The following is a 19,083-nucleotide window of genomic DNA, read 5'->3' as shown; positions in this document are numbered from 1 at the left end:
TAGATTCTTTTATGTTTCCATTTTCACTTTCTTATGTATTAATTATAAACGTTTACGTAACGATAAAGTCAAATATGAATGTTGCTTATGATTCATTTTAATAAAAGAAAAAATGGCAACAAGAAGAACGAAGGTAGCCACTACACTGCCTTCAGCACCGAATAATCCACCATTTATAAATTCTAGACCTTGAGTATGGTTTTTAATCAATGAATTCACTTCATTTCCTGAAACTTCAAATCCAAAAATATTTCCCTGAAAATAATTCCAAGTCAAATGTATCCCAATTGGCATCCAAAGCCCACCGCTAACTTCCCTGCTAACCGCAAGTAATACACCAGCTAAAAATATATTGATCAGCGGAATTGGGGAGTCAAATACAGATAAATTTAACATATGTAATCCTGCAAAAATGAAACTTGAACTTAGTATAGCAGGCCATGCACCATAATGATATTTAAACAACCCTTGCAAATAACCTCTACAAAACAGCTCTTCATTTACAGCAGTTAAGATAAAAATCACTAATGCTAAAGCTAACTGAAACCACAATTGAGAATCAGAACGTACTGATTCAATCGTAATCCCACCCAATATCCAAATCATTAAAAATGAGATAGACATTAATAATATCCCTATTAGTGAACCAAAAAAAAACTGCTTTCCCCAATCACTCTGCTTCCATCCCATAAACCACTTCTGTTTTTTTTCAAATATTATATACATCAAAATAGCTGCGGATATAAAACCAAGAGCTTGAGGTATATACAAGACTAAAACAATCATCGGCTCTTTTAAGTTAACAGAACCCGCGATAGTTTCAAGGGCTACGGGATCATTGGATATTAAAACATAAAGACTTGTGGAGATTATTGTATATATAAATGTTATGAATAATGCCAATAATAAGCTTAATAAAACCTTACCAATTACTTTTAATAATGTATTATTCGTTTCTGACATAGGATGTTCCATCACCTCAGTTTGGATTGGATCTTATCTTTCTAAGATATCATCATTTCTAGTCTAAATAATATGCTAAGCTATGAAGCTCAGTTGTAAAATCTGCATGATGCACTTTAATTTCTGGAGGAACCTTTATAATTTTTGGTGCAAAGTTTAAAATGGCTTCAACACCAGCTTTCACAAAAGCATCCGCTACATTTTGTGCTTCACTGGCTGGAACAGTGATAATGCCTATTCTGATCTTTTGTGATTGAACGGTTTCTGTAAGCTCGTTCATTGGCTGAACGATTAAATTGTTAATTTTGCCCCCTACTTTTTCAGGGAAATCGTCAAATACAGCCGTGATTTTCATATTGCTCTTTAAATAAATATTATAATTACACAGTGCATGACCTAAATTACCTGCACCAACTAGTGCAACATGATTTGTCTGATCTAACTTCAATATCTGTTGAATTTTTTCAATAAGATAAGGTACATCATAACCGATTCCTTTTTTCCCAAACTCTCCAAAGTAATTAAGATCCTTACGTATCTGGGCAGGGTTCATACCTAATTTCTCTCCAAAATCTCTAGATGATACAGTTTGAATATTTCTAACATGTAATTCATTTAAAAACCTTAAATATATCGGGAGTCTTCTCACAACTGCTTCAGAAATTTTTTTCATTTCACACAACCTCTTTTCCTACTTCATCAATCCAAGAACCATTCTTGGATTCGTGGCACCATTTGCTCTGACTTCATATGTTCGATTTTAGGTTTTGGAAGTGAATACAGAAAATGTTTACCATATTGTGTATGAATAACTCGGGTATCATATATAATGACGACACCTTTATCTTTTTCAGTGCGAATGAGTCTTCCAAACCCCTGTTTAAACCTTATGACTGCTTGAGGAACAGAATACTTCATAAACGGATTTTGCTTTTTTTCCTTTAAATAATCACATTTTGCCTCAACAACAGGATCATTCGGAGGCTGGAATGGTAATCTAACAATGACCAAACAGCTAAGTGCTTCACCTGGAATATCTACACCTTCCCAGAAACTGCTTGCACCTAGTAATATACTTTTATCACTTTTTTGGAACATACGTGTTAATTTACTTCTGTTTCCTGAATCTACACCTTGACCTAATATTTGAAAACCTTGCGGTTTTAAAACCTCCTTTAGTTTCTCATATACCTGCTTAAGCATTCGGTAGGATGTGAATAATACAAGCATTCTACCTTGTGTTTCTATAGCTACTTCAACTAAAGAATTTGTTAAGCTTTGTATAAAATGTTCATCTCCATCAGCACCTCGAATAGCTGGAAAGTCTCTTGGTATACAAACTAAGGACTGATCTCGATAATTAAAAGCTGTAGGAAGCTGAACAGCACGAAGTTTTTCATTTTTCAAATCTTCTTCTAAACCAATCTGTTCCAATGAATATTGAAAAGATTCATTAACAGACATTGTCGCTGATGTCATTATTATACTATTTTTCACTTCAAAAAAGTTTTGTTTCAATATTTCACTTACATCAATAGGTACTCGTTTTAATTGGATTGATTTTTGTTTAAAATGAGCATTTGCTTCTATCCAATAAACTTCATTGTAGTCATTCATTTGCACAAACAATCTAAGATCGTCCCTAAATTGAAACAAATCTTTCATTGCACCGGATAGATCCGTTGATAAACTTTGAAAATCATATTCATCTTGATATTCTTTTAATATAGTTAACAATTCATTACATGTTTTCAAAACTTCGTTTAATTCTAGGTATATGTTTTGTTCAGTAGTTTTAATCGAACTCCAAGATTCAGGCAGTTGATCAACTTTTAAACGAAGTACGACTTGTCCAGCTTCAATAGAAGAGGTATTTCGTTTATTTATGATAACATCATAAAACAAGCCAGATAAAATGTCCCATTCTTCTTTAATTTGTATTAGTTTTTCATAGGTTTTATCTATTTTCCCTGTAAATATATGACCATCTATTTCCTCCATATGCTCCAGTTGAAAACGAAGCTGAGGCAATAAACCATTTTTGCTATCTTTAAAAAGCCAAGTGAATATTCGAATCAATGAAAAATAAGTAAGATTACTTCCCAAATGATGACTGGCTACTTGTTCAAAGTGATGGGCCTCATCAATGACAAGATGACCATAAGAAGGCAACAAGCGATTTTCTGCAATAACATCTGTCATGATCATAGAATGATTTGTAATGATTACATCCGCTTGATTTGCCTGATATTTAGCGCGATGATAAAAGCATTTTTTAAACCATGGACATGATCGATTCAAGCAAGAATCAGCATCACTTGCTACATCCATCCAAAATTCCTTCCCCTTATTTCCAAATGAAACTTCCTCATCATCTCCGTGATTCGTTTCACTTAACCATACTATCATTTGCCCCGCTGTAATACGATCTTCACGTGTATCTGCAATATCCTTTAAATTAATTTTACTTTCAAATTTCCTTAGACAAAGATAATGATTCCTACCTTTTAATACAGCTGCTCGAAAATGAGCAGGAAAAATCTTATGAAGTAATGGAATATCACGTTCCATGAGCTGTGCTTGTAAATTGATGGTATTTGTACTTACTAAAATGGTTTCATGATTCATCAAACCATAATAAATTGAAGGAATTAAATACCCTAGAGATTTTCCTGTTCCTGTACTTGCTTCAATCATTAAATGTTGTTCATTTTCAAATGATTCATATATCTCATGAATCATTTGTTCCTGAGCAGGTCGTTCTTTATAGGATTCAAACTGTTCATTTAATGAATCCTTTATTTCATCTATGAAATGTTCAAAGGATGGGTTTAAGTTAGAGGGTTCAGACTGGTTCAAATTTGAATCAGAAGAATCATCAGCCCAGTCATTCACGTTTAAAGCAAATTGTCTATAGTATTTATTTGTGTTTGTATCTAAGCTTGTTTCAAGTTCCACTTCTGCTTTCAATTCGTGAATAAACCAAGCCAAATCATCAGTAATTGGTTCAAAAATTTGAGCGATCCTTTGTACAGTTAACAAAGGTAAGTTAAAAAAACGATCAAGGCTTTGTAATAAAATATTTGCTGTAGCAAGTGCATCACTATCTGCTTGATGAGGCCTTTCATGGTTAATTCCCAATGAATCAGAAACCATAGACAACTGCAAACTTGTCATATCAGGATACATTAAGCGCAGTAAATCTATGGTATCTAATACTTTCCCATTAAAGGTTGAATATCCTGCTTCTTCCAAAGCTTTTTGTAATAAATTATAATCAAATGCGGCATGATGAGCAACCAATATGCTGTCGCTCAACATGGGTTGAAATTGATCGATTACTTCGTTAATTAAAGGAGCATCCCCCACCATCTCATCAGAAATTCCTGTTAATTCAGTGATAAATGTAGGTATTTCTCTTTCAGGATTCACGAACGATGTATAAGTATCAGTAATTGTTTTATTTTCTATAATAACAAGTCCAACTTGTATAATACGATCTTCAGATTGATTTCCGGTTGTTTCAAAATCTAAAACTGCAAATTTCATCTTTAATGTTTCCTTCCCTTCTAAAACCTGTTCAAAAAGTTCAGTTTTCAGCACCGAGAGAAGGTGACTTGAACCTGTAGAAGCTGGAGCGGAGTGTAGGGTGTTTTCTACATGAGCACCGGACTTCAAAGGTGAATGTCAGATTCGACGTCGAGTAAACCTCCTCGAGATACTTCGTGATCAAAAGGGAACTTTTTGAACTACCTCTTCTAAAACCAAGTACTCCATTAAAGGATATCAAAAAATGCCTAAGAAAGGGAATAAAAACTTAATGCAGGGTCAATTTTTTTAGCCATATTAAAATATTCCTCTGCTTTTTCCACATTTTTACGAAACATTTGAATACATCCCATTGCGTTGTATGAAATGGCATTGATTTTATCATCCTCAGAAACAGAAGTCACAAACTGAAAATGATTGTATGCTTCATTTTTTTCTCCAAGTTCTAAATAAGACAATGCTAAAAAAACTCTAGTTAATAAAAATTCTGGATGTTCACTAACTGTTTTATTAAATTGTTCAACGGCCTGATTATACATCAAAAGTTTAAAATAACCGAGTCCTTTTTGAAAATAATCGCTATTAATTTCTTGTATAAACGAGCTTTCCTTTTTTGACGTGATGGATAAGGAAGGCTTTGGAAGATCTAAATGTACCTCATTAAACTTATCCATTTTTTCTTCAAACAGTAACCATTCTTCAATGAATGTATTACTCATTTCTTTTAAAGCTTTAATCTGTTCATGTAATTCCCCTTTTTTATCATCTGTAGCTGCTGAGTATTCAATCATGATTTCGTCCATAACTTGATTCATTGAATCAAACAATTCCCTGAACATGGGTACATCCCTACCTTCAGTGATCTGCCAACTTATGGATAAGCTGGTGTCGACGTTCAACACATGGGCGTGTTAGATTTTAGTCGAGGAACATTATATTCAACTCTATAGAAGTGATTTGTTCTTATTTGTGACTTTCCAGCTCATGGATGAGCTGGTATCGACGTTAACCATATGGATGTGGTTGTTTATTAATCGAGGTACATTAATACTTTGGAGCAATTAAAAACAAACACTTCGTCCTACACGATAGTAGCATGAATTTCTTCAGCCATGAGATCCTCGATTTTATTATCCTGCCCCATTATTGCAACTTTAGGTTGGAAAGTTCTAGCCTCTTCTTCAGACATCATGGCATAAGCAATCACAATGACGGTATCTCTAGGTTGAACTAACCTTGCTGCGGCTCCATTTAAACAAATGACCCCTGATCCACGCTCCCCTTTTATCACATACGTTTCTAATCGGGCACCGTTATTGTTATTCACAACTTGTACCTTTTCATTTGGCAACAAATCCACTGCCTCCATTAAATCTTCAGCAATCGTTATACTACCGACATAATTTAAATTTGCTTCGGTAACCGTTGCTCTATGCAATTTAGATTTCATCATTGTTCTAAACATATACAATTCCTCCTAAATCAGGTTGTCTTTTAACATTCATTGTATTATTCGAATAAATTCGATTATCTATAAGTCTTGTTTTTCCAAACTTTACTGCTAAAGCAATAATAATTTCTTTCTCTGCTAAAAGTTGAGAAACAGAATCATTTCCTTCTATAGGTTGCAAATCAGGATAAGACAAAATCTCTATATAATCAATCATAGCCAAGGGAGCAGAAGTAATATGATCATACAAGTGTCTTTCCAGCTCTTCAATGGTTACGTTCTTCTCATCAATCCAAAGTTCAGACTGATCTAATGCTTCAAATAGTTTAATGGCTTGTACTCTTTCGTCGTCATTTAAATAAACGTTTCTTGAACTAAGAGCTAACCCATCTTTTTCACGTACGATTGGACATGGTACGATTTCAACATTCATATTTAAGTCAAATACCATCTGTTCAATTACCGCGACCTGTTGAGCATCTTTTTGTCCAAAATATGCTTTATCAGGTTCCACAATATTTAATAATTTCATAACAACAGTAGATACCCCATCAAAATGCCCAGGTCTTGAAGCACCACACAAACGTGAAGTGAGATTTGAAACTGAAACTTTTGTATACACTTCAGATGGATACATTTCTTCAACTGATGGTGAAAAAACAACATCAACATTCACATCTTTTGCAATTTGTAAGTCACGATTAATGTCTCTTGGGTAGACTTCAAAATCCTCATTTGGTCCAAATTGCAAAGGATTTACAAAAATACTTAAAATAACAATGTCACATTCTGATTTTGCCTTTTGCATTAAACTCTTGTGACCCTCATGTAAATATCCCATTGTTGGAACAAAACCAATGGTTTGTTTTTGTTCTTTTTTATGATATATAAATTGTTTTAATTGCAAAATTGTACTCATCACTTCCATGATAATAACCACCTACTTTCAGCTGTGTTGATTATATATTTAGGATATCCTTTAATACATCAGAATCCATATGAAAAACATGATTTTCACTTGGGAATGTATGGTTTTTCGTTTCTTGAACAAATTGCCCAATTCCATTCTTTATTTCCGCACCAACATTTGCATATGCTTTTACAAATTTAGGTTGCATAGGTGATGCATATTGTAATAAATCATGGAATACTAATACTTGACCGTCACAACCTCGTCCAGCTCCAATGCCAATCGTTGGGATGGAAATCGCTTCTGTAATATATGAAGCTAATTCTTCTGGAACCATTTCTAATACAACCGCAAAAGCACCCGCTTGTTCTAAAGCCTTTGCATCTTCGATTAATTTTTTTGCTTGCTCAGGTTGTCTACCTTGAACCTTGTAACCACCTAATTGATTTACAGCTTGTGGTGTTAAACCAATGTGTCCCATCACTGGAATGCCTGCTTTCACACAGGAAGACATGGATTCACTTATTTCAATTCCACCTTCCATTTTTACAGCTTTTGCAGACCCCTCTTGCATAATTCTTGCAGCATTTCTTAATGTATAATCAATACTTCCATGATAGCTTAAAAAAGGCATATCCGTTAAAACAAAGCTGTTTTTCGCAGCACGTGCAACCGCTTTCGTATGATGAATCATATCATCCATAGTAACTGGGATTGTTGAGTCATATCCTAAAACGACCATACCTAAAGAATCCCCTACAAAAATAATATCCGCTTCTGCTTCTTCAGCAAGTTTCGCAGAAGGATAGTCATAAGCCGTTACCATAGCGATGGGTTCTTTTTCATTTTTCATTTTTTTCATTGCCGTTGTGCTTAATATTTTTCGATATTCCATATCTAACACCTCATTTAATTTATTACAATGAGATACTCTCACCCCAAAAAATAAGAAGCAAAATCGTAGTTGTTAAATCATATTACTATTCGGGGACCCCGATAGAACAATAAACAATTCTTTTGCTTGGAGTATATAAAAAACCTTATAGTCAAAGACTAAAAGGTTTTCATAAGCATATATAATAGAACAAATACTTTACATTCAAAAGTATAAGTATAATCTATTTGTTTATGCGATGATCCTTCTGTCTCGGTCCAACTTTGGCTCAGAGCAGAATCCAACACTGCAAAAGTTATGTTATTGTAAGTATACTAAGGAGTGCAATTCTCAACAGATATCGCCTCATTGTATTTCAATTATACCAAACTTAAACTGACATCACCAGAGTATATTTTATGTTCTTTTCCTTCATCGTCTGTAATCATTAACGCGCCCATTTCGTCCATTCCATGTGCTTTCCCTTTTACAAGACCTTGATGTGTTTGTACTTGAATCGGACAATGCAAACAAATCGATAAAGCCTCCCATAAAATACGAATCGGGGCAAAACCTTCACTCAAATATAACAAATAAAGTTCTTCCATTTCATTAAATAAAGATATAAGCAACTCTTCTCTATTACATTCAATACCTGTCTCAATACATAAAGAAGTCATCTTATCTTTTAATTCTTCTGGAATGTCTTCTTGTTGTAAGTTCACACTAATTCCAATGCCAGCTATAACATGTTTTACACGTTCATCCTCAGCACTAGATTCAAGTAAAATACCACACATTTTTTTCCCATTTATATATAAATCATTTGGCCATTTGATTCCCACTTCAACATCTAACAACTTTTTAATAACACGGCAAACCGCAACTGAAATTAAGAGTGTTAATTGATGAATAAATTGGAGTGGAATATGTGGTTTTAAAATCATGCTCATCCATAAGCCTGTACCAGGTGGAGAAAACCATTTCCGTCCTAATCTACCTCGTCCTTCAGTCTGCTGTTCTGCAATTATAACCGTACCTTCGTTTGCACCCTTTTTCACCATTTCAGCTGCCAACGTTTGTGTGGAACCAACCTCTTGTACATATTTTACATTCAGTCCCATAAATCGAGTATCTAATCCTGAAATAATCCGACTCAGATCTAAGGGTTCAGGTGGTGTTTTTAAAACTCGATAACCTAAACGTGGTGTTGATTCAAATACATAACCTTTCTTCTTTAAAGCTTGTATATGTTTCCAAATCGCGGTTCGACTACAATTTAATTCTTTACTTAATTTTTCACCTGAGATATATTGATTCGGATGATCTAAAAAGATCTGGATGATTTGTTCATTCATATTCATTCATTCCTCTTACGATTTGTATAGCTCTATTCATTAAATCCTCTTGTTTATTTTCTAGTTCATTTAAAGCAACCTCTGTAAGCAGTTGATTTAAGACGATCCGAATCCATGGTCCAGATTTACTTTTTAAACCTACCACATCAGTCCCAGAAATCTCAAGTTCACGTATTTGCATTATAGGAATTTCATCTATCCAATCCAGCCCTTTTTGAAGTATGTGGTCCAAATCTACTTTGCTCATTTTAAATGGCAACAATTTAAAATAATGTTGATCAATTGCTAAAGCATTTAGTAAAGTATGCAAATCCTTCACCGCATCCACACCAAACATAATAACAGCTTTTTTCCATGAACTTTCGGAATAATTTTGTTCATTTAAGCAATCTTTTACCTGGTTCACAACATGAATTCGCATTATCTTATGATTAGAGAATTTGAGTTTTTTTAATAAAACAGTCATTTGGCTTGTTTCTGTCTTTAACAACATGAGCAATAAAATCCATCTTATAGTCCCTTCATGTATATGTTCAAATACATTTAAAACACTATGATCTGATAGGGCTAACCAATTCGTTTTATGAATTTGCAAGTTTTCTTTTGTATAATTCATCAATTCACTAGCTATCAAAAGCTGAACCCCTTTTTTAGGGTTTGATCCTTCCATCATTTTATCCAATTCAGCAGATATTCTTTCCATCGCAATATGTTTAATTTCCTCTTTATGTAATAAAATGGCATTCCAAGTTTTTTGTTCAACTTGCAGATCATATTCAGCAGCAAAACGGATGGCTCTCATCATCCTTAAGGCATCTTCTGAGAAACGAAGCAAAGGATCTCCCACGCACTTTAGTATTTTTGTGCTTAAATCTCTTTTACCACCAAAAGGATCAATGATTGTCCCATTAATATCAATCGCCATAGCGTTCATTGTAAAATCTCGACGTTCTAAATCATCCATTAATTTACTTACAAATCGCACTTCTTTAGGACGACGGTGATCTTCATATTCAGATTCTGTACGATAGGTTGTCACTTCAAAGTGATAATTTCTCATAACAACTGTCACAGTACCATGCTGTAAACCAGTAGGCACTGTATGAGAAAAAATATCCATCACGATGGATGGATACGCAGAAGTTGTGATATCTATATCTTTGATGTTTCTATTTAAAAACTTATCTCTGACATATCCTCCAACATAATAGGCTTCATAACCATGTTTTTCTAATTCACTAATCACTTCTGAAGCTTCTTGTTCCATTATTATCAAATCATTCATCATTTACACCACTTTTACTTTTGATCAACTTTTTCTAAGTATCATCCATATTAAGAGTGGACCCCAATCGGCTCTAAATTTAAAACACGGTAATAAATTTTTTCATACGTTTCTGTTATCACGTTATTACAAAAATAATACCTAGCTCGCTCTAATCCATTGTTCACAAGCTGATCGTATAAATCATGATCAGATAATATCTTTATTGCATCTTCTGCCATTTGATTCGTATCTCCAATATTGGCTAAATACCCGGTCTCTCCTTGAGTAACAACCTCAGGAATTCCCCCAGCGTCAGAACCAATCGTTGGCACACCGCAAGCCATCGCTTCCAATGCTACTAAACCAAAGCTTTCTTTTTCAGATGGAAGTAACATAATATCAGCCAAAGATAATACCTGGGCTACATCGTCCTGTTTCCCTAAAAAGATAATGCGGTCATCTATGCCCAATTTTTCTGCTTTACATTGTACTTTTGAAAGTTCGGGTCCTTCACCAACGAATAATAACTTAGAAGGTATCTCTTGATTCACTTTATAAAATATGTCTAACACATCCAAAACTCTTTTAACAGGTCGAAAGTTTGATATGTGTATCAGTATTTTTTCATTTGGTTGTGCAAAATCTTTTCTACATTCCGAAACCTCACGAGGATAATACTCTCTCTTGTCTACAAAATTATACGTAAGATCTATCGGTTTTTCAATTGAAAGTACACTTTTTGTTTCTTGAATAAGATCTCTAGAAACTGCTGTAACAGCATCACTTTCATTAATACCTAATCGAATCAGATCTTTTAAAGATTCGTCCTGCGCGAGAATGGTAATATCTGTTCCATGCAAAGTTGTCACTATTTTCAGCTTTTCACCTACTATTTGTTTAGCTAAATATGCACAAACAGCATGTGGAAATGCATAGTGGACGTGAAGTAAGTCAAGATTTTTCATTCTCACAATTTGTGCTAATTTATTGGCAAGTGATAAATCATAAGGAGGATATTTAAACACATGATAATTTGTAACCTGAACTTCATGGTAAAAAACATTTTTATGATATTTTCCTAAACGAAAAGGCATCCCATGTGTAATAAAATGTACTTCATGACCATTTTCAGCTAGAAGTTTTCCAAGCTCAGTAGCTATGATACCAGAACCACCTAATGATGGGTAACAAGTAATGCCTATTTTTAATTTTTTAGTCATCTATTCCTCTCCTCCTTTTAAATAACCCACATAAACATGCTGTGTACCTAGACGCCTTCATTTTGGATGTGGAAGTTTTCGATAAGGTGCCTAGAACAACTCAACTAAATAAGGAGATTTCGTAATAAAACCTTCAGCATATGATACATTGCTTTTTTGACCTAATAAACGATCTCTTGCCTCAACATTTTCCAAATAACCTTGATTTAAAGGTGTATCAACTACATTCTTAGCAAAGCCAACATTCTGAAACTGTGAGCGATAGGCTTGTAATGCATTCCTTTTTTGTTCATAAAAAGAAGAGACATCTACCATTAAATCAGCTTCTTGAATATCGTTAATAAAATAATAATAATTTCTCTCCACTTTCCAAGATTCATATTGTGGAAGGTAATTTCTAAGTTTTGCGTTAAATATCGCTTCGTCAACCATTTTACTGCACATGATATGGTCTGGATGTCGATCAATCCAATAAGGTGCAAAAACGACTTTAGGCTGATATTTTCGGATTTCTATTGTGATTTTATCAATCTGTTCCTTATTCAACTGTAAACCTCGATCAGGCAAGCCTAAATTGGATCGAGCAGTTAACTTTAAAACCTCATTTGCTGCCATGGCTTCCTCTTGCCTTGTTTTAACATCACCATTTGAAGACATTTCTGCAAATGTCAAATCACATATACCTATTCGATAGCCTTCTAATATATGTTTATAAATTGTTCCACCCATGCCGATTTCAGCATCATCTGGATGGGCTCCAAATATAAGTATGTCTAATGTTTGGTTCATTTTGAATCACCTGGTTTATATTTATGTACTAATTCCCTCCATGCAAAATCACCACGTTCAAGAGCCTTCACTAATATTTCTGCAGTAGCAACATTAGTAGCAAGAGGAATACCTTGAACATCACATAATCTTAATAATGCAATAATGTCAGGTTCATGGGGCTGTGCCATTAAAGGATCTCGTAAAAATATAATCAAATCCATTTCATTTTTAGCCACCATGGCACCAATTTGCTGATCTCCACCTAAGGGACCTGACATGAAACGATGAATTTTTAAATCAGTGTTATCCATGATTTTTTTACCTGTAGTGCCTGTTGAATAAAGCTCATGATGAAAGAAGGTTTTTTCGTATGCAATTGCAAAATTAACAATTTCTTCTTTTTTTCTATCATGTGCAATAAATGCGATATTCATATGTACTTTTCACCCCTCTGAACAATTTTAATATGTGTTCAAAAAGTTCCATTTTCAGCACCGAGAAGATTGTGCGAACATGCAGAAGCCGGAGCGGAGTGTAGTAATTTGTTACATGAGCACCGGACTTCAAATGTGAGTGCAATATTTGATGTCGAAATTACTTCTTTGAAATACTTCGTGATCACTGCTTAAAACCAGTCACTTCCATGTGACTAACGCAGTACCAGACGTCCTGTACTGGCAAAGAGGAACTTTTTGAACAACCTCTATTAATCTACAAAATGTTCGAATCCATATACGATGCCACTAAGATCCATTACTTTTTGTATGGCTAAATTAACGCCTGGCATATACCCTTCTCGATCATAAGAATCATGGCGAATTTTTAAAGATTGACCATGCCCTCCAAATATAACTTCTTGTTGTGCAAATACGCCTGGAAGTCTAACACTATGTATTCTAAATCCATTGTATTGTCCACCTCGGGATCCATCAATTGTTTCTTTCTCATCTGGATTTCCCTGACGAAATTCCTTACGACTTTCAGAGATCAACTCGGCTGTTTTGATTGATGTACCTGATGGTGCATCTAATTTCTGATCACCATGATATTCTATAATTTCTAAATGAGGCATATATTTAGCGGCTTGTGCAGCAAATTTCATCATTAATATCGCACCGATAGCAAAGTTAGGAGCGATGATGCCGCCAATGTTCTCTTTTTTACATAGCTCGTCCAATTCCTCAATATCCTGCGGTGTAAACCCAGTTGTTCCCACCACAGGTCTTACTTTATTTTTAATAGCCATTTTTGTATTTTTCAAAACAACATGAGGGGTTGTAAAATCAACAATCACATGTGCCCCAGATTCTATTAAAGCTAATTCCAAATCATCTTGAATCATCACCCCACAAGGGTCTAAACCAACTAAAGTACCTGCGTCCTCTCCACCTTTTGAATCAATGGCTGCAACTAACTCCAACTCAGGTGAAGATAAGACCATCTTAACAACTTCTTTACCCATTCTACCGGAAGCTCCAGATACAGCTACTTTAATTGTTTGTTCATTCATTATTGTACTCACCTTATCCCTTTCATTTATACGATTGTAAATAAATTTTAAACATCATTTTATATTGCTTTAAAAGCTCTTTAGCAATTTCATGATTTGGATCTAGAATTAAAACTTCTTTTAGTGTTTGAATAGCTTGACTATATTCTTCTAACTGAGCATAAGCTATGCCCATTAATAACCAAGCTTCGACAGATAATGGATCCAATATCGTTGCTTCCTTTAATAATATAATTGCCAAGTGTAATTGATCATCTTCTTGATCAAAGTAAGCTTCTGCATTTTTAATAAGTTCCTTTGCTTTTAAGTTCTCATAATGAAACAGATATTCTTCATTGTTGCCGTCTAATAAAGAAGCTTTTTCTGCATGCTCTAAAGCTTTGTTCAACTTATTACTTCTTGCGAAAGTAATAGATAATTTATAGTGATATATTGCATTATTAGGTTCTTGCTCAATAGCTTCTTCAAACCACATGATGGCTTGTTCAAAATCACTATTTAAAATGGATTCATAGGCTTTTTTTATTTTTTGCTCTCCATTCATCTGCTCATACCTCCCCTCTATATTTAGAAAGTTTAGTTTATCTTAAACATCCTATATATGAAAGTGATGGTACAGCATATGAATTTTACAATCGTTCGGTGTTACGATTAGTCCATTTTTACTTAATTTTGGTCCATCTGTCCTTATCTCGGGTTTCGAATTTATTCATAACTTGGTTAAAAGCTTCTGTTAAATTAATACCTTGAGAGTTAGCAAAACAAATGATTATAAATAAAATATCAGCCAATTCCATTTCAATCGAATTATCTTCTTCTGAAGGTTTTTTTGGTTTTTCACCAAATGTATGATTGACTTCCCTAGCTAGTTCCCCTACTTCTTCAGATATTCTAGCAAGCATGGACAAAGGACTGAAATATCCTTCTTTAAATTGTGATATGTATTCATCCACTTCTTGTTGAAGCTGAGTTAATGTTTTATCAGACATTTACACCACTTCCCTCATTATAATGCGGGTTCAAAAAGTTCCGTTTTCAGTACCGAGAAGATTGTACGAACATGCAGAAGCCGGAGCAGAGTGTAGTAATAGGTTACATGAGCACCGGACTTCAAATGTGAGTGCTATATTCGATGCCGAGAACACTCCCTTGATCCACTTCGTAATCAAAGGGGAACTTTTTGAACAACCTTTCAAAACATCCATCCTTGATATTGTCTTTCTACTATGTTATATCAAAGATTGATTAAAAACAATGTTATTAAAAATTTGATTTTGCATGACATTCATTATGGGTTAAAATAATAACATCATCAAAGATAAGGAGTTTTACAATGAATTGGAGCAAAATGAACATTTCGATTAAACAATTATTCTTTATTATCGTAGGTACAGCAGTATACGCATTTGGACTTAATATTTTAGTGATACCCAATGAGCTGATGGAAGGCGGAGTTACAGGGATTGCATTACTTTTAAATTATGCATTTGATCTCCCCCCTTCATACATGACCTTAATCATAAACATCCCTTTATTTTATGTAGGATGGAGATTGTTTGGAAAACAGTCCATGATTTTAACGATATTTGGAACGGTTTCCCTTTCAGTATTTTTGTGGCTTATGGAATTAAGTATCAATAATGAGTGGATACAACCATTTCAAAATAATGATTATTTCCTAACCACACTTTATGCTGGAGTGGCTAGTGGAGTTGGATTAGGTCTTGTATTTAGATACGGAGGAACTACAGGAGGTGCGGATATTGTAGCCAGAGCTGGACACAAGTTAAGAGGATGGAGTATTGGTAAAGTTTTATTGGCTATAGATTTCGTTGTTATCGGTGCCTCTATATTTTACATCGAAAAAGAAAAGATATTATACACACTTGTTGTAGTGTTTATCGCAGCGCGAATTATTGATTTTATTCAGGAAGGTGCTTATTCTGCCAAAGCGTTTACGATCATGTCAGAAAAATCAGAGGAAATAACAGAAAGTATTTCAAATGAATTAGAACGAGGGTTAACTTTATTTATGACAAAAGGAGCCTATTCAAAAAAAAATCGAGAAGCTGTTTATTGCGTTGTTAGCAGACGTGAAATTAGACGGGTGACAATTTTGATAAAATCCATCGATCCAAAAGCTTTTATCATTATAAGTGACGTTCATGATGTGTTAGGAGAAGGCTTTAAAGAGGAAGAGGCATAAAGTATCCCACTACACTAAATCCCATGGAAGTATGATACTTATATATCCGGATACTTAAAATTCATATTATGTGTAAAATGAAATTGAAAATAATAAAGGAAAATAGTGGTCTTATATCATGAAAAACATACTCCTTTAAGTGAATAGAGGGAATTAACGGTCTTATTTCGTTAATTTCACTCAAAAAACAATGAAATACCCATTTTGGGCAAAAATAAGACCACCAATTACAGCTAATATTAAAAATGCACTGAAAAAATATGAATAAGACCATTAAATACCTCTAATTACTAATAAGATGAATGTTAATGTTTATCATATTACTCATAGTTCCCTCCATATAATTAGGGGCTTAATAGGAAATCAGTCTTTTTTAGTCAAAAAGGACTGATTTTTATTTTTTTACTGAAAATATATTCGTTTTTTCATAGTCGTACCTTCTCCAACCAACGTAAAATAATACAGACACGATGATTGTTCCTATCGATATTACCCATGAAAAAATACTTTGATCTTTAGTTAAAGGGGGGACTGTTGAGGATTGATCTTGATAAAAGACTTCTTTTATAAATCGTTTTAACTCCTCAATCACTGCGTTTACATTTTCCTTCTTGTCCTCATCTGAAATGTGATTTTGTAAAAATGTAAGGTAAGAATCTAGTTGATCTATATTTTCAGGCTCCCTATTAATGATCATGGCAGGACGAATGAAAGCATAATGTTGTTCATAGGTTTTCATAAGCTGGTTTGTTTTTTCTTTATTACCTAAAGAAGCAGCAGTTTGTAATTCACTTAGATCTGAATTTAAAACACTGTAATATTGTAACCACATCGGCTCTTTCTGATGACTTAAAGCATCTATAACAAGATGTACTTTAGCCGAAGAGATGAGGGCATCTTGTTCAGAAAGATTTACTGAATTGAAATTCCGTTTTGCTATAACGAAAGTATCAGAGAGCGCTTTTAATCCTTCAATTGAAGTTAAACCGTCATAGTTCACCTCTGTTAACTGCTCACTTAATTTCAACAAAATATCTCTAGCTTCAACATAGTTTTTTTCCGTTGTTTTTTGTACCATCTCACTAGCTAACATGTTCATGGTTTCCAATTGTTTTAAATTTTCCTCATCTAAACTCAATACTTTTTGAGCAGAATGATTCGGTTCCTTTGTAGCACAACCACTTATAAATATAATACTAAAGCCCATGATCAGCATGTACACAATAAAAATAGATTTTCGATTAAAAAACCACATAAAAAAACATCCCCCTATTACGTTCAACATCACGGTTGATATAATATATGGAGGGATGTCCACTTTTAGACCAAAAATATAATGATGATATAGCTAATTCCTACTAATTACCCTATACCTGAGCCCTAAGTACGATGTAAATATACTCAGAATGCTTAGAATAATCGTAAATACTTGAATCGCTAATAAATCATCCTCTAACTCATTAGGCAACCATGGAAATACGTAATATTTATAATCAACAAAATCATTAAATAAAGTCCAAATAGCTACCGGAACTATATGTATTAGCTTAAAACCAAAAAAACGAATAAACAAGATAGCTTCTGCTGCCATCCCTAAATGGGAAACCGTTAGCATCCAATCTTGCCAAACCATCGCATCTCCTTGTGCAGCAGCAGCAAATATCATAACAACTGCCCAAATTCCATATTTCACTGAAGTAACCACACCTAATACTTCAATAATACCACGTAGGAACCCTCGTTTTTTGGAATTTGTATATTCATCAAGCAATAAATATAAAATGGATAGTGTAAAAAATAAACTAGCTGTAGGACTGTCTGGAACTACAAATATAAACCAATTAGAGTATTCACTCATCGTATATATAAGTTGATTTTTATACCAGTAATATCCATAGATTGTTCCTAAAAAATTAATGATGAATAATAACCACAACAAATGTCGATTTAATAAAAATGCTCTACTCCAAAAAAAAGAAAATGACAATGGCAACGAGACCTCCATTCTGAATATTTCTAAAAAAACCTGATCGAACTTCGATCAGGTTTTTTCGTTATTGTACCGAGAATATTCCATTCTCAGTTTGATTGTAAACTCTGACTCAGTGAGTCTCTGTAACTTCCTCAGGTGCTTCTTCACCCGCTGGAGCTTTTTGTTCCGCTAACCAACCAGCAAGTGTATCTAAATCAGCTTCCGTTAAACCAGCATCAAGATTAGATTGAGCTTGTGGGCCCATTCTATTGCCAAAACCATTATAAATGATATCTGTTAATTCTTCTTTTGAAAAATTATCTCCAATACCACGAAGTGTTGGACCAACTTCACCATTCAAATCAGCTGCATGACAAGCAATACAGGAAGACTTCTGATAAATATCATATCCTTCACTTTCTTTGTTAACGATAGCAACAGGTTCTTCTTCTTTGCCACCTGGTACTTCTTCACCAGATTCTAACAATTCTGCTCTGACAAGATGCTCTGGGATAATATTCAGTTCTTCTAGTTCATGTTGATAACCCTGCCATGAAACCATCGTTAAAAATACGACAGCAAACAAAGATAAAAACATAAGAGAACTTGCAATTGGTCTTTTATACCAACGTCTTTCCTTACCAGTATCTAAAAATGGAGCAAGCATTAACCCGCCAAACAAAAGACCTGGTAAAACAAGTGTACCAAGCACAATAAACGCATCCGAAGTATATGGATATTTTAGCAACTGATACATGAATAAAAAGTACCAATCTGGAATCGGAACAAAATCTGTTTTAGTCGGATCCGCTGGATAACCGAGCGGAGAAGGATGGGACATGGTAAGAATCATAAAACCAACTAAAAAAACGGAACCAACCATCCATTCTTTTAATAAAAAATTGGGTATAAATGCCTCTGAATTTCCAGGGTACGCTGAATAATCAAGAGGAACATTATTTTTCTTATACTTTTTTACTCTTGAATCCCCAACAAAAACTACTTTTTCTTTCGAATTATGATCATGAGCCAC

At 34.1% G+C, this 19,083-nt stretch carries 19 protein-coding genes; 1 reads left to right on the top strand and 18 read right to left on the bottom strand.

All coding sequences use genetic code 11. The features are described 5' to 3' along the window. Window positions 1-42: 42 nt before the first annotated feature. The 15 genes from EPK97_RS06385 to EPK97_RS06315 all read right to left on the bottom strand — a co-directional run bounded on the left by EPK97_RS06385 (window position 43) and on the right by EPK97_RS06315 (window position 14,861). Window positions 43-963, bottom strand: coding sequence for a CPBP family intramembrane glutamic endopeptidase (locus EPK97_RS06385; protein WP_162035769.1), 921 nt, complete (start codon window positions 961-963; stop codon window positions 43-45). A gap of 58 nt (window positions 964-1,021) precedes the next feature. Next, window positions 1,022-1,636: a redox-sensing transcriptional repressor Rex gene (locus EPK97_RS06380; RefSeq protein WP_162035768.1), complete on the bottom strand. Its 615-nt coding sequence runs from the start codon at window positions 1,634-1,636 to the stop codon at window positions 1,022-1,024. Window positions 1,637-1,662: 26 nt separating this feature from the next. Next, window positions 1,663-4,512: an ATP-dependent DNA helicase DinG gene (dinG, locus tag EPK97_RS06375; RefSeq protein WP_162035767.1), complete on the bottom strand. Its 2,850-nt coding sequence runs from the start codon at window positions 4,510-4,512 to the stop codon at window positions 1,663-1,665. Window positions 4,513-4,760: 248 nt separating this feature from the next. Then, a complete protein-coding gene (locus EPK97_RS06370) occupies window positions 4,761-5,351 on the bottom strand; it encodes a tetratricopeptide repeat protein (protein ID WP_162035766.1) in 591 nt (196 codons plus the stop codon). A gap of 242 nt (window positions 5,352-5,593) precedes the next feature. Continuing rightward, the gene (panD, locus tag EPK97_RS06365; protein ID WP_162035765.1) at window positions 5,594-5,977 is read right to left on the bottom strand and encodes an aspartate 1-decarboxylase; all 384 of its coding nucleotides are present in this window, start codon (window positions 5,975-5,977) and stop codon (window positions 5,594-5,596) included. Then, entirely contained in the window at window positions 5,970-6,890 is a 921-nt protein-coding gene (gene panC, locus EPK97_RS06360) for a pantoate--beta-alanine ligase (RefSeq protein WP_162035764.1), read from the bottom strand. The genes panD and panC overlap by 8 nt, the downstream gene beginning before the upstream one ends. A gap of 31 nt (window positions 6,891-6,921) precedes the next feature. Next, on the bottom strand, window positions 6,922-7,767 hold the full coding sequence (panB, locus tag EPK97_RS06355) for a 3-methyl-2-oxobutanoate hydroxymethyltransferase (RefSeq protein WP_162035763.1): 846 nt from the start codon (window positions 7,765-7,767) through the stop codon (window positions 6,922-6,924). A 359-nt stretch (window positions 7,768-8,126) separates the two neighbouring features. Next, entirely contained in the window at window positions 8,127-9,110 is a 984-nt protein-coding gene (locus EPK97_RS06350; RefSeq protein ID WP_162035762.1) for a biotin--[acetyl-CoA-carboxylase] ligase, read from the bottom strand. Continuing rightward, window positions 9,097-10,389, bottom strand: a complete 1,293-nt coding sequence (locus EPK97_RS06345) for a CCA tRNA nucleotidyltransferase (RefSeq protein ID WP_162035761.1) — start codon at window positions 10,387-10,389, stop codon at window positions 9,097-9,099. Before EPK97_RS06345 ends, EPK97_RS06350 begins: the two co-directional genes overlap by 14 nt. 50 nt (window positions 10,390-10,439) lie before the next feature. Next, entirely contained in the window at window positions 10,440-11,591 is a 1,152-nt protein-coding gene (gene bshA / locus EPK97_RS06340; protein ID WP_162035760.1) for an N-acetyl-alpha-D-glucosaminyl L-malate synthase BshA, read from the bottom strand. A gap of 90 nt (window positions 11,592-11,681) precedes the next feature. Then, the gene (bshB1, locus tag EPK97_RS06335; protein WP_162035759.1) at window positions 11,682-12,380 is read right to left on the bottom strand and encodes a bacillithiol biosynthesis deacetylase BshB1; all 699 of its coding nucleotides are present in this window, start codon (window positions 12,378-12,380) and stop codon (window positions 11,682-11,684) included. Next, a complete protein-coding gene (locus tag EPK97_RS06330) occupies window positions 12,377-12,796 on the bottom strand; it encodes a methylglyoxal synthase (protein ID WP_162035758.1) in 420 nt (139 codons plus the stop codon). Before EPK97_RS06330 ends, bshB1 begins: the two co-directional genes overlap by 4 nt. A gap of 272 nt (window positions 12,797-13,068) precedes the next feature. Further along, window positions 13,069-13,872 carry a 4-hydroxy-tetrahydrodipicolinate reductase gene (gene dapB, locus EPK97_RS06325; protein ID WP_162035757.1) on the bottom strand — a complete coding sequence of 268 codons (804 nt, stop codon included), beginning with the start codon at window positions 13,870-13,872 and terminating at the stop codon, window positions 13,069-13,071. Window positions 13,873-13,894: 22 nt separating this feature from the next. Beyond that, on the bottom strand, window positions 13,895-14,416 hold the full coding sequence (locus tag EPK97_RS06320; RefSeq protein WP_162035756.1) for a tetratricopeptide repeat protein: 522 nt from the start codon (window positions 14,414-14,416) through the stop codon (window positions 13,895-13,897). 118 nt (window positions 14,417-14,534) lie between these two features. Next, the gene (locus EPK97_RS06315) at window positions 14,535-14,861 is read right to left on the bottom strand and encodes a nucleotide pyrophosphohydrolase (RefSeq protein ID WP_162035755.1); all 327 of its coding nucleotides are present in this window, start codon (window positions 14,859-14,861) and stop codon (window positions 14,535-14,537) included. 344 nt (window positions 14,862-15,205) lie between these two features. Here EPK97_RS06315 and EPK97_RS06310 point away from each other — a divergent pair, with 344 nt between their 5' ends. Beyond that, window positions 15,206-16,078 carry a YitT family protein gene (locus EPK97_RS06310; protein ID WP_240903709.1) on the top strand — a complete coding sequence of 291 codons (873 nt, stop codon included), beginning with the start codon at window positions 15,206-15,208 and terminating at the stop codon, window positions 16,076-16,078. A 394-nt stretch (window positions 16,079-16,472) separates the two neighbouring features. Here the strand turns inward: EPK97_RS06310 and EPK97_RS06305 are convergent, their stop codons facing one another. The 3 genes from EPK97_RS06305 to EPK97_RS06295 all read right to left on the bottom strand — a co-directional run bounded on the left by EPK97_RS06305 (window position 16,473) and on the right by EPK97_RS06295 (window position 19,083). Further along, window positions 16,473-17,333, bottom strand: a complete 861-nt coding sequence (locus EPK97_RS06305; RefSeq protein ID WP_162035754.1) for a sporulation protein YpjB — start codon at window positions 17,331-17,333, stop codon at window positions 16,473-16,475. A 93-nt stretch (window positions 17,334-17,426) separates the two neighbouring features. After that, window positions 17,427-18,065, bottom strand: a complete 639-nt coding sequence (locus tag EPK97_RS06300) for a DUF1405 domain-containing protein (protein ID WP_162035753.1) — start codon at window positions 18,063-18,065, stop codon at window positions 17,427-17,429. A gap of 115 nt (window positions 18,066-18,180) precedes the next feature. Then, window positions 18,181-19,083: a c-type cytochrome gene (locus EPK97_RS06295; RefSeq protein ID WP_162035752.1), complete on the bottom strand. Its 903-nt coding sequence runs from the start codon at window positions 19,081-19,083 to the stop codon at window positions 18,181-18,183.

This window comes from Chengkuizengella sediminis (genome assembly GCF_010078385.1).
Lineage (GTDB): Bacteria > Bacillota > Bacilli > Paenibacillales > KCTC-33759 > Chengkuizengella > Chengkuizengella sediminis.
This window is presented reverse-complemented; position numbering and strand designations above follow the sequence as displayed.

Bases quoted from the DNA above. Each gene is read 5' to 3' on its own strand.
- EPK97_RS06385 (WP_162035769.1), bottom strand. From the start codon at position 963: ATGTCAGAAACGAATAATACATTATTAAAAGTAATTGGTAAGGTTTTA.
- EPK97_RS06380 (WP_162035768.1), bottom strand. From the start codon at position 1,636: ATGAAAAAAATTTCTGAAGCAGTTGTGAGAAGACTCCCGATATATTTA.
- dinG (WP_162035767.1), bottom strand. From the start codon at position 4,512: ATGAAATTTGCAGTTTTAGATTTTGAAACAACCGGAAATCAATCTGAA.
- EPK97_RS06370 (WP_162035766.1), bottom strand. From the start codon at position 5,351: ATGTTCAGGGAATTGTTTGATTCAATGAATCAAGTTATGGACGAAATC.
- panD (WP_162035765.1), bottom strand. From the start codon at position 5,977: ATGTTTAGAACAATGATGAAATCTAAATTGCATAGAGCAACGGTTACC.
- panC (WP_162035764.1), bottom strand. From the start codon at position 6,890: ATGGAAGTGATGAGTACAATTTTGCAATTAAAACAATTTATATATCAT.
- panB (WP_162035763.1), bottom strand. From the start codon at position 7,767: ATGGAATATCGAAAAATATTAAGCACAACGGCAATGAAAAAAATGAAA.
- EPK97_RS06350 (WP_162035762.1), bottom strand. From the start codon at position 9,110: ATGAATATGAATGAACAAATCATCCAGATCTTTTTAGATCATCCGAAT.
- EPK97_RS06345 (WP_162035761.1), bottom strand. From the start codon at position 10,389: ATGAATGATTTGATAATAATGGAACAAGAAGCTTCAGAAGTGATTAGT.
- bshA (WP_162035760.1), bottom strand. From the start codon at position 11,591: ATGACTAAAAAATTAAAAATAGGCATTACTTGTTACCCATCATTAGGT.
- bshB1 (WP_162035759.1), bottom strand. From the start codon at position 12,380: ATGAACCAAACATTAGACATACTTATATTTGGAGCCCATCCAGATGAT.
- EPK97_RS06330 (WP_162035758.1), bottom strand. From the start codon at position 12,796: ATGAATATCGCATTTATTGCACATGATAGAAAAAAAGAAGAAATTGTT.
- dapB (WP_162035757.1), bottom strand. From the start codon at position 13,872: ATGAATGAACAAACAATTAAAGTAGCTGTATCTGGAGCTTCCGGTAGA.
- EPK97_RS06320 (WP_162035756.1), bottom strand. From the start codon at position 14,416: ATGAATGGAGAGCAAAAAATAAAAAAAGCCTATGAATCCATTTTAAAT.
- EPK97_RS06315 (WP_162035755.1), bottom strand. From the start codon at position 14,861: ATGTCTGATAAAACATTAACTCAGCTTCAACAAGAAGTGGATGAATAC.
- EPK97_RS06310 (WP_240903709.1), top strand. From the start codon at position 15,206: ATGAATTGGAGCAAAATGAACATTTCGATTAAACAATTATTCTTTATT.
- EPK97_RS06305 (WP_162035754.1), bottom strand. From the start codon at position 17,333: ATGTGGTTTTTTAATCGAAAATCTATTTTTATTGTGTACATGCTGATC.